The organism is Parageobacillus sp. NEAU-HV-2 (genome assembly GCF_059115485.1).
The window spans coordinates 110,946-121,746 of record NZ_JBXUJJ010000009.1 but is presented as its reverse complement, the minus strand read 5'-3'; the positions used below and the strand labels follow the sequence as shown (position 1 = coordinate 121,746).

The window sequence follows — 10,801 nt, the reverse complement described above, 5'->3', positions numbered from 1 at the left end:
ACCTTGATCCCAGCAGCATTCGATTTCTTTGATCGTTCCCTTGGGCAGATGCGACGCATACACAACGATTGGCTTTTCCCGTTTTCCGTGATGAATGCCCATCGACAGTTCGATTTTTCCGTTTTCGTAAACCTTGAAACCGTCTTTCGCCCATTTCGTTGGGAAGTACTTCTTTTTCTTGTAGGGATAACGAGCAGGATGTCCTTGCTGGATGGCTTGGTGTGCAGCTTGTCTTGCGAAGAGGTATTTGTGGCAGACGGCTTGAATCGATTGGCTGTGAAGATGGAACTTTCATTTCGTTTGTTTTTGCAGCTCGCTTTTGGTGATCCAGCATCCATGCTGGAGGAAGTGTTCTTTGGCTAAGCGGAGGCATTCATTCCAAACACGGGCGGATTCGCGATTGCAGGTGTACAATCGGTCCAAATCCGATTTCGATGCCCGGAAGAACACTTTTTGGCCACGAAGCATGAGCATTCCCTTCTTTCTTTGTTTGATGGATGGTTTAATTATAGAACATATGTTCGTTTTCAGGAATCAAAAATTTCCCGATTCATTCCCCTCCTTCACTCCGTTTAGTGGAAGGGAGACTTCTCGGGAAAAATGTTAAATTTGCAACAAGTACGATCCATCATAGCAGCTGTAGTGTTAAATACATTGATAAAATAGAGAAACTATGATAAATTAGTATTGAATATATTTTCATTAGTTGATATAAAAATAGTATCCCTATTTTAATTGTACACCATAATCCCCCTTCAGTCAACCCCAATTTTCTATTTTTTTAAAGGAGTGATTGAATGACAGAACTTCGGCAGGAACAAGAACGATTGAACAGCATAATGGAGATTATTACGGAGCAAATCCGCATGCTGGAAGACGAAACCCTCCGGCGTCGGAAAGAAGTGATTGATATCCGCAAGCACTTTTGGGATGACGTCAAGGTTAATATAGATACTTTCGACGATTTTCTTGAGACGATCATCAGCTTGAGACAACAGGCTCAGGCCCTGTCCGTAAGCCAAAGCACCCACAGACATGCCTTCAAGAGGTTGTCCACGCTGCGCCGCATGCAGGAGGTGCCTTATTTCGGCCGAATCGATTTCACTGAAGAAGGCACTTCCGTTACTGAACGAATCTATATCGGTATCTCCACGCTCATGGATACAAGCGGAGAGAACATCCTTATCTACGACTGGCGGGCGCCGATCTCGAGTATCTACTACGATTACTCTCCCGGTCCGGCCGAATATGTTACGCCCGAAGGCGTAATCCGTGGCATGCTGGAGAAAAAGCGGCAATATATCATCCGCGGCGGCATTATCAAATCGATGTTCGATACCAGTCTCACCATTGGAGACGAGATTTTACAGCAGGTGCTTGGCAAAGTCGCAGACAAACATATGCATAATATAGTGGCCACCATTCAACGGGAACAAAATCGGATCATCCGGCACGATCGTGGGCGACTACTTATTGTTCAAGGCCCTGCTGGTAGCGGCAAGACATCGGTCGCCCTGCAGCGGATCGCTTACTTGCTCTACAAGTATCGGGATAGGCTGAAATCCGATCAAATCATTCTATTTTCACCTAATTCGATGTTTAATAGCTACGTATCCAATGTGTTGCCCGAACTCGGCGAAGAGAATATGCAGCAGGTCACATTTCAAGAATACTTGGACCATCGGCTGAGCAACGAATTTCAAGTAGAGAGTCCTTACGAGCAATTGGAATATGTGTTGACTGCATCGGATGACCCTTCATACCGGACTAGGACTGCGAGTATCCGATTCAAGGCATCGACACGTTTTTTTGAGGCGATCAAAAAATACAGCCAGTCGCTAGAATTATCCGGCATGCTATTCAAAGATATTATTTTTAGAGGAAAGCCGATCGTCACCGCCAAACAAATCGAGGAAAGGTTTTATAGCAGCGACACCTCGCTCCGCTTTCACAACAGACTTGAGAAGTTGAGGGATTGGCTAAACAGGCAATTAGATGAAGCTGAGAAGCTTGAACGGACCAAGCCATGGGTACAGGAAGAAATCGAGCTGCTTAGCAACGAGGATTACCAAAAGGTTTATACCCACTTACGGAAAAAACACGGCTTTAAAGGAGAATCATTTGGCGATTATGAGAAAGCGCTCGTTCGATTGATCGTTCGTCAGAAGATGAAGCCGTTGCGTAAACAGATCCGGACGCTTCGTTTCATCGACATGAAGGGAATATACAAGCAACTTTTCGCCGATCCAACGCGGATCAAACAGTGGATGGAGGGGGAAACACCCGAAGAGTGGGAGGATATTTGCCGATTGACTGTGAAAATGCTAGACGAAGGCAAACTGTTTTACGAAGATGCTACTCCGTATTTATTTTTGAAAGAGATGATTCAAGGCTTTCAGACGAATAGCTCGATCAAGCACGTGTTTGTAGACGAAGCGCAAGATTATTCTCCGTTTCAATTCGAGTTTTTGAAACGTTTGTTCCCTTCAGCAAGGATGACCGTGCTCGGTGACTTTAACCAGGCGATATTCGCCCATGCCAGCGAAACGGTCGATTTTCACACACTTACCAGCTTATACGGGCCTGATGAAACGGATGCGATAACCTTGACCCGCAGCTACAGATCCACAAGACCGATCGTCGAATTTACGCGCCGACTCGTGCCCGATGGCGAACGGATTACTGCTTTTGAACGCGACGGCGATAGGCCTGTGCTGACGAGAGTGTCCGATCAAGCCGAACTGCACCGCTGCATTGCTTCCAAAGTCGCTGACTTGCGGAATCGGGGGTATAATACGATCGCGATTATATGCAAATCTGCTGCAGAAAGTACCGCCGCATACGAAGCACTGAGCAACGTCGAAGAAATTAAGCTCGTGAAGAGCGGATCTACCGAATTTGAACAAGGTGTTGTCGTCATACCGGCGTATTTGGCCAAGGGCATCGAATTCGACGCCGTCATCATTTATAACGCATCGGCGCAAGTATATGGCGATGAGAGCCTGCGTAGATTGTTCTACACCGCCTGCACCCGGGCTATGCATTACTTGCAGCTTTACAGTGTAGGCGAACCGAGCCCCTTTTTGCGCAACGTTGAGCCGGGGAGTTTACTTCTGATCCAGAGTTAACACGGGACTGGTCTGAGTCTTAAATGTATCACTGTAATTAAAATAGAAATGGGGTTTTGCATTATTAAATTGTATAATCCAAAATTAACTGGCCATTCTATCAGAAACTTAAACGGAGGGATTAAAAATAAAACGCATTTTTGGCCTGTTGCATTTTTTTTAAAATGCAACGGCCTAATTTACTCTAGTTTTGCAACACCATCTATAATTAAGATAAAAGGCGTTATCTCCATTTAATCAGGAAATAACGCCTTTGCTTTATTTGCACTATTTCTTTCATAAATTCTCCCTGTTACGCAAGAATTACGCTTTCTAATTTTTTCTTCTTTTGTTTTCATCAAATAGTTACTTGCAATGAGGAACAGTTTTAGGACATGTTGATTTAAAAAATAACTAAATAAGCCTTAATTAGATTTCTTAAGTATACAAGAAAATTCATTTTTATGAAAAGTTAGTAATCGCACTTATATGACATAGAGATAGAACTGCAAAATTATTTCCTGCACCTAAGTTCCCTCTAACTTTTACTAAACCTTCTCCCACTTCAATGATTGTGAGGTTTTGCAAATTATTGAACCCTGTTCCTTCAACATCAATATCTGCTGTTGTAATGCCATTAAAAAATGCCGCTAATGGGTCTTCACAACAAGCACACTCTCCTGTACTTGGAACCTCCGGGTCTAAATCCACTGTCTCAATTAGATTAGAAGTTATACCAGTAATTTTACAAACTGGTAACGCAATTATATTATTACCTCGCCGAACAATAACAATAAAATTACTCACAGGAGAAAAACCTAAAAAGGTTACGTTCTGTAAACTCATTTCCTACACGAATGACTTAAATATCTTCTTCAACGATTTACGTATCCGTCCGGGCGATTATGTCACACCGGCTGATATCCGCAAATGGATCCAGCAAATGTTAAATCCTGCGGAAGGTAAACCGTTGACCATCTCCACGATCAATCGCCGACTCAATTCGCTGCGAAGCTTTTATTCGTGGGCGGTCAAACATCATAAGCTCGAACAAAACCCAATGAAAGACATCCAGGATTTAAAATCAGCCGATGAAGAGAACGAAAAGATTATGTGGCTCACGGAAGAAGAATTCGAGGACTTGTTGCAACGGATGCGGAAAAAACCGGTGCAAAGCCGGGGAGTCGATCCCGAGGAGAAATATCGCCGGGACCGTGCGGTGGTGTACCTGCTTACTTATGCAGGATTGCGGGTCGAAGAGCTATCGAATCTCAAATTAACGGATTTAGATTTAGAGATGAAACGAATTCGAATCGTGGGGAAAGGAATGAAGGTAAGAACGGTGCCGATCTCGAATATCTTGCTGGCCGAACTGGAGGATTGGTTTAAGTTTCGTGCGGAAATGGCGAAAAAGAAACCACATGTCGCTCAATCGCCATACGTCTTTTACAGCCAGCGTTCGCCGAAGTTTTCGGTGCGGGGTATTCAGCGAATGGTCGAAAGCTACAGCCTACCAAATAAAAAACTGACGCCTCATATGTTCCGGTATACGTTTTGTAAGTGGATGCTAAAGGCGACGAACAACGATATCGAGAAAGTACGAAGACTTGCCGGCCATAGCAATATCGCCACGACGTCTCGATATTTAAAAGACAGCTATAGTGATTTGGCTGATGCTGTAGAGGCGTTGCCAAAGTTTTGAGAGTTATGAATGAGAAAATCTTAACATCATTGAAGACAATATTATTTTCAGGCGAAGAAAATAACCAACAATATGAGATTGATGGCAAAAATATAACGCATATTTTTGTATAACAGTAGTTGCATTTCACTATCTGTTATAATACAATACTAACAAGAATATTCGTAAAATTCTTTTGAAGGTTCGTTCGACTTGAATGAGCGTCTTGTATCCGGTTACCACGTCGGCTGAGGCCAAGTCGGTATTCGTCTTAATCAGGAACTTCCCATCCCGTAACACCTCCTTGGCTAATGTTGCTTCATTGCGATGAAACGTTAAGGTTTGTCCATCATAATCGACCTCGAAATGGGCTTGCATGTTCTTTTGGGTCAGGATTTCCGCGACCTTTACGATGGTATTTTTCGGATCGGGTTTTCTTCCCCGTTTACCAGGTTTGATGAGACGTTCAGCATAGTGCTCTTTTAATTTTTAGAGACGCGGTTTGTGACCCCAAAAATGGTCCTTAACTGTCAAAGGTGAGTTATAATCCTCATTTCAAATCCTCATTTCTCACTTTTTTATAAAAAGTAAGGAATTAAAGAAAGCGAGGTAATGGAGATGAATGTAAAATCCCTCGAACAAGTATTTACCCAGACAGTAAAATTTTTCGAATGGCTGCTAGCGGGAATCATTATTGTAGCGGTACTTGCAGAAGGAACAATGCTCGTCCATGATCTATTCAGCTACATCATGGAAGGGGAAATCATGGAGAAATTTCAGGATTTTTTAGCTCATGCACTCTTGTATATTATTGGATTAGAGGTCGCACTTATGCTCATCAAGCACGATATGACACTCGTCATGGATATAATCATTTTTGCCATTGCCCGTAAGATGATCATCTTGAATGTGCATATGTGGGAGATTCTAGTCGGAATCTTAGCCATCTTTATCCTCTACTACCTTAAATGTTACGGACTGAGTTGCCGCTTTTTCCCCAACCGATCTTAATTTTTAATAGAAAAAAGGAGAACACATTTTAGTCATGTATTAATATGTGTCCTCCTTTATTTTTAGCGATTTTTTATGATTTAGATCTTAATAAGTTCGTCTCACTCCCTTTTTAATTATTCATTAACCGGAATATATACTTGAATTTCTTTTATCATTTGTTGAAATTGTTCTTCATCTTGGAAATAGTCACTGCGCCAATTATCCATAATCCATTTCACAAGCTCTTGTGGAGTATCAAAAAATTCTCCGCTCGTATCAGCTTTTCGGATCGTGTATCGGCCGTTGTCCTCATCGATTGTCACTTCGCACGGAAAAGCACCATCTTTCGCTTTTAAATAAAATTCCACAGCAATTCTTCCTTCCTGTTTTTGCTGGTATTTTTTAATATTCATAAATTTATGCTCATACCTTGGGACAATTGCTCTTATTTATCACTGTGCTTGTTTCATTTGACGGATTAATAGGGATGAAAAATACTTACGAGCATCCGCATTTTTAATATGCAATATTTGTGTCGTATCCTTTTTTTCTGAAGAGTCTGGCATTTTTAATTCGAATTCGACGAAAGCCCCGCTTAAATTTTCTCTCACATTTTTGATATAGTATCCTTGTTGAATCAGATAGTCAATTTTATCCCTTTCTGCCAAAAATTCTTGATAGGACATCTCATTACCACCCCCTAATGAAAATGAACTATTTTCTTAAAATCATTTGCTTGTCTTTTTCTCTCCGTCTAAATAGGTGATGAAATTAATGAATTCTAAGCGATAGTGATTTTTGAAGATCTACTATCGCTTAGAACGGGATAAGGTTAAGAAAATTGGAGTGATTCATGTTACATTTTTGTAGCCGTTTTAGGAGACAAGTTAAATGGTTAATTCCTCGCTCTGCTTGGAAATCGTCGAGGTTCCGTATTTTGCTCGTTTTAAATATTGTCCGTACCCTGGTTTTCCGACAAATTGTTTATCACGAACGACAAATTCGCCCCGACATAGAACCGATACCGGTTCACCCGTTACTTTCATTCCTTCAAATGCATTGTAGTCAACGGCCATATGGTGTGTTTCGGCCGAAATCACCCGTTCGATATTCGGATCAAAAATGACTAAGTCTGCGTCTGAACCTACTGCGATGGTTCCTTTTTTCGGGAATAACCCGAACAATTTGGCAATTCTTGTCGACACAATGTCAACAAATTGATTTAACGTGATTCTTCCTTTCTTTACTCCTTCACTGAAGAGAATGCTAACCCGATCCTCAATGATCGGTCCGCCATTTGGAATTTTTGTAAAATCTCCTCTGCCAAGTTCTTTTTGGCCTTTAAAGTCAAACGAACATTGGTCAGATCCCAGCGTTTGCAGCTGACCGTTTTTCAATGCGTTCCACAATACCTCTTGATGCCATTTTTCACGAAGCGGAGGTGACCAAACATATTTCGCGCCTTCAAAATTAGGCTTTTCTAAATAAGATTGGTCGAGAACAAGATATTGCGGACACGTTTCTCCCCATACATCCAACCCTTTATTGCGCGCTTGTGCGATTTTTTCAACCGCTTGCGCACACGTCACGTGAACGACGTAAAGCTGTGAACCCGCAAGCTCTGTTAATTGACAGGCGCGACCTGTCGCTTCTCCTTCCAATTCTGGAGGTCTTGTTAATGCATGGTAAATCGGATCCGTATTCCCTTCCGCGAGCGCTTTCTTCGTTAAATAATCAATCACATCACCATTTTCCGCATGAACCATCACGAGCGCTCCAAGTTCTTTGGCAGCCACCAGCGTACGGTATAACGTTCCATCATCTGCCTGAAATACGTTTTTATACGCCATAAACACTTTAAAGGATGTAATTCCTTCTTCTTCAATAACTTTTGGCAGCTCTTCTAATACTTCATCCGTAATTTCACTAATCATTAGATGAAAACCGTAATCAATCACCGCTTTCCCCTTCGCTTTGTTATGCCAAGTTTCAATCGCTTTTTTCAATGGTTCCCCTTTATTCGTTAAACAAAAGTCGATGATGGTCGTTGTCCCGCCAAATGCCGCCGCAATCGTCCCAGATTCAAAATCATCCTTTGTCACAGTTCCCCCAAACGGCATATCTAAATGCGTGTGCGGATCAATGCCGCCTGGAAATACGTAACAGCCTTTTGCATCAATCACTTCAGCGCCTTTTTCCTCTAAATTTTGGCCAATCATCGCAATTTTTCCGTCTTTAATGAGCAAATCCGCTTCATACGTATCTGTTGCGGTAACAATCGTTCCATTTTTTATAATTTTTGTCATTTCCAGATCCTCCTTTGATTTATTTATCTTACGTCAACGTTACAGCTGCTAAGTCCGCCAATGACTGCTTGGCGCTCATTCCATGTCATCGGTGGATGTTCGCTTGGAATTTCGACCATGTCAATCGCACCATCCACCGGACAGACGATCGAACATAAATTACATCCTACACAATCTTCTTCACGTACTTTTAAATACTCTTTGCCATTTTCGTCCGTTAAACGATCAATGCATTGATGAGAAGCATCTTCACAGGAGATATAACATTTATTACAATTAACGCAAACATCTGTGTTAATGCGGGCAACCACTTTATAATTAAGGTCGAGTTCACCCCAATCAGAGTATTTATGAACGGACTTCCCAACAATATCCATAACAGAAGCAATTCCTTTTTCATCCAGATAATGGTTCAGCCCTTCAATCATATCTTCAATAATACGGAACCCATGATGCATGACAGCCGTACATACTTGGACACCGGTTGCACCCATAAGCATAAATTCCACTGCGTCCTTCCAACTGGATATGCCGCCTATGCCGGAAATCGGCACATGAATACGCGGATGCCGGGCACATTCTGCAACCATGTTCAAAGCAATTGGTTTGACCGCCGGACCGCAATAGCCTCCATGTGTTCCCTTTCCTGCGACATGCGGAATCGTATTCCATGTGTCTAAGTCAACTCCCATTAAGCTATTGATGGTATTGATCATGCTGATGGCATCGGCCCCGCCCTGAACAGCCGCTTCTGCCGTCGCGGTGATGTCCGTAATATTAGGAGTCAGCTTAACGATGACAGGCGTACGCGCTACCTCTTTCACCCAATATGTTTGTTTTTCCACAAGTTCAGGCACTTGCCCTGAAGCCGACCCCATTCCCCGTTCCGCCATCCCGTGCGGGCAGCCAAAATTCAGTTCCAACCCGTCTACGCCCACATCTTCTACTCTTTTAACAATTTCATGCCATTTTTCCCTTTTTGGTTCGACCATCAAGGATGCCACCACGGCTCGATCTGGAAAACGCTTTTTTGTTTCATAGATTTCTTTTAAATTCTCTTCAAGAGGACGGTCGGTAATCAACTCGATATTGTTAAAGCCCATAACACGTTGTCCGTTAAAGCTTACAGCCGCAAACCGGGATGATACGTTTAAAATTGGTTCGCCGAGCGTTTTCCAAACCGCTCCACCCCAACCAGCCTCAAACGCTCTTTGCACTTGATAGCCGGAGTTGGTTGGAGGTGCGGAAGCGAGCCAAAATGGATTGGGAGATTTTATTCCCGCTAAATTAATACTTAAATCCGCCATTTTCTTGCCCTCCTCTGTTAAAAATGACGATATTAGGCAGTTTCGCTCACTGCTTTTGTTAAATATTGATGTATCGCGTAGGCTGCCTCTTTTCCTTGCTGCGCAGCGCTGACAACCATCGCTTCGCCTTGTCCTTTCGCAAAAATGACATCACCACAGGCAAAAACTTTTTTATTGGATGTTTGATAGTTTTCCGGATTCACTTTCACCACACCATCATCATGCTCTAATCTAAATTCCTTAATGAGCTCAAGGTGCCGTGTCTGGCCGATTGCTTTAATAACCACATCGACCCGCATCGTAAACTCTGATCCTTCAATTGGAACAGGACGACGGCGTCCGTCTGCATCTGGTTCTCCTAGCTTCATACGAACACATTCGATATGGGTCACTTTTCCGTTTTCATCACCAATAATCCGCTTCGGTGCAGTTAACCACCGGAACTCGACGCCATCTTGCTTCGCAAACTCGTATTCAAAATCGTACGCTGTCATTTCCTCTTTTGTACGACGATATAAAATTTTTACATTTTCCGCTCCTAAACGCACCGAACAAGTTGCGCCATCAATCGCAGTGTTTCCGGCACCGATGACAACCACTCTTTTCCCGACTAGCTTGTCAGTCAATGGTTTTGTTTTCGTTTCTTTAATAAATTCAATGGCATCATACACTCCGTCCAAGTCCTCTCCTTCAATGCCTAGCTGCGGAACTCTCCCCATACCGACAGCCAACACGACTGCATCGTAATCGTCTAAAAGCTCCTTAGCGGAAATATCTTTTCCTACCCTCGTATTTGTGCGAATTTGTACCCCTAAACTTTTGACTTGATTCACTTCCCAAAACGATATTTTTTGTGGAAGCCGGAAGGAAACGATGCCATACGTATTAAGTCCCCCTGCTTCTTTTTCTGCTTCAAAAATGGTGACCGTATATCCCATTCGGGCCAATTCTCTAGCGGCAGATAATCCAGCAGGACCACCGCCGACAACAGCCACTGTTTTTCCGTTTTTCTTTCCAGCCTGAAACAATACTTCTTCATTCCGAATCGCCCAGTCTGTCGCATATCGTTGCAGCTTTCCAATCATGATCGGCTTGGTGGAATGATTCAGAACACAAGCGCCTTCACACAGTTCCTCCGTCGGGCATACCCTTGCACAGCTGGCACCAACAGGATTGGATAACATAATGGTTTTTGCTGATCCTTTTAAGTTCCCGGACGCAATTTTTTTGATAAAAGTTGGAATATCAATTCCTGTAGGACAGGCTTTAATACAAGGCGCATCATAACAATATAAACATCGGTTGGCTTCTTCTATCGCTTCCCGATCGGTTAAACTTGGTTCTACTTCTTGGAAGTTTTTCTCCAAATCAGAGAGGGATAGGCTCATCGCAAACAACCTCCTTCTT

The 10,801-nt window shown here is 42.8% G+C and carries 10 protein-coding genes; 4 read left to right on the top strand and 6 right to left on the bottom strand.

What is annotated here, in order from left to right:
- Both AC1WMD_RS14720 and helD read left to right on the top strand, forming a co-directional pair.
- On the top strand, window positions 1-363 hold a 363-nt coding region (locus AC1WMD_RS14720; protein ID WP_494257783.1), incomplete at its 5' end, for a hypothetical protein.
- 434 nt (window positions 364-797) lie between these two features.
- Window positions 798-3,128, top strand: a complete 2,331-nt coding sequence (gene helD, locus AC1WMD_RS14715) for an RNA polymerase recycling motor HelD (RefSeq protein ID WP_494257781.1) — start codon at window positions 798-800, stop codon at window positions 3,126-3,128.
- Between the two features lie 441 nt (window positions 3,129-3,569).
- Here the strand turns inward: helD and AC1WMD_RS14710 are convergent, their stop codons facing one another.
- The gene (locus AC1WMD_RS14710; protein ID WP_494257795.1) at window positions 3,570-3,953 is read right to left on the bottom strand and encodes a hypothetical protein; all 384 of its coding nucleotides are present in this window, start codon (window positions 3,951-3,953) and stop codon (window positions 3,570-3,572) included.
- Between AC1WMD_RS14710 and AC1WMD_RS14705 the strand changes: the two genes are divergently transcribed.
- Window positions 3,895-4,809 (top strand): tyrosine-type recombinase/integrase, encoded by a 915-nt coding sequence (locus AC1WMD_RS14705; RefSeq protein WP_494257793.1) that lies wholly within the window; start codon window positions 3,895-3,897, stop codon window positions 4,807-4,809. The two genes, AC1WMD_RS14710 and AC1WMD_RS14705, sit on opposite strands and share 59 nt — an antisense overlap.
- A gap of 597 nt (window positions 4,810-5,406) precedes the next feature.
- Window positions 5,407-5,799: a phosphate-starvation-inducible PsiE family protein gene (locus AC1WMD_RS14700; RefSeq protein WP_043906510.1), complete on the top strand. Its 393-nt coding sequence runs from the start codon at window positions 5,407-5,409 to the stop codon at window positions 5,797-5,799.
- Between the two features lie 116 nt (window positions 5,800-5,915).
- Here AC1WMD_RS14700 and AC1WMD_RS14695 read toward each other — a convergent pair whose 3' ends face one another.
- The 5 genes from AC1WMD_RS14695 to AC1WMD_RS14675 all read right to left on the bottom strand — a co-directional run bounded on the left by AC1WMD_RS14695 (window position 5,916) and on the right by AC1WMD_RS14675 (window position 10,782).
- Complete coding sequence (locus tag AC1WMD_RS14695; protein ID WP_017436163.1) at window positions 5,916-6,149, bottom strand: hypothetical protein; 234 nt, start codon at window positions 6,147-6,149, stop codon at window positions 5,916-5,918.
- 84 nt (window positions 6,150-6,233) lie between these two features.
- Entirely contained in the window at window positions 6,234-6,467 is a 234-nt protein-coding gene (locus AC1WMD_RS14690) for a hypothetical protein (RefSeq protein ID WP_494257778.1), read from the bottom strand.
- A gap of 201 nt (window positions 6,468-6,668) precedes the next feature.
- Window positions 6,669-8,087 carry a dihydropyrimidinase gene (hydA, locus tag AC1WMD_RS14685; RefSeq protein WP_494257776.1) on the bottom strand — a complete coding sequence of 473 codons (1,419 nt, stop codon included), beginning with the start codon at window positions 8,085-8,087 and terminating at the stop codon, window positions 6,669-6,671.
- Window positions 8,088-8,110: 23 nt separating this feature from the next.
- Window positions 8,111-9,394 carry an NAD-dependent dihydropyrimidine dehydrogenase subunit PreA gene (gene preA / locus AC1WMD_RS14680; RefSeq protein ID WP_494257774.1) on the bottom strand — a complete coding sequence of 428 codons (1,284 nt, stop codon included), beginning with the start codon at window positions 9,392-9,394 and terminating at the stop codon, window positions 8,111-8,113.
- 32 nt (window positions 9,395-9,426) lie between these two features.
- The gene (locus AC1WMD_RS14675; RefSeq protein WP_494257772.1) at window positions 9,427-10,782 is read right to left on the bottom strand and encodes an NAD(P)-dependent oxidoreductase; all 1,356 of its coding nucleotides are present in this window, start codon (window positions 10,780-10,782) and stop codon (window positions 9,427-9,429) included.
- Window positions 10,783-10,801 lie beyond the last annotated feature (19 nt).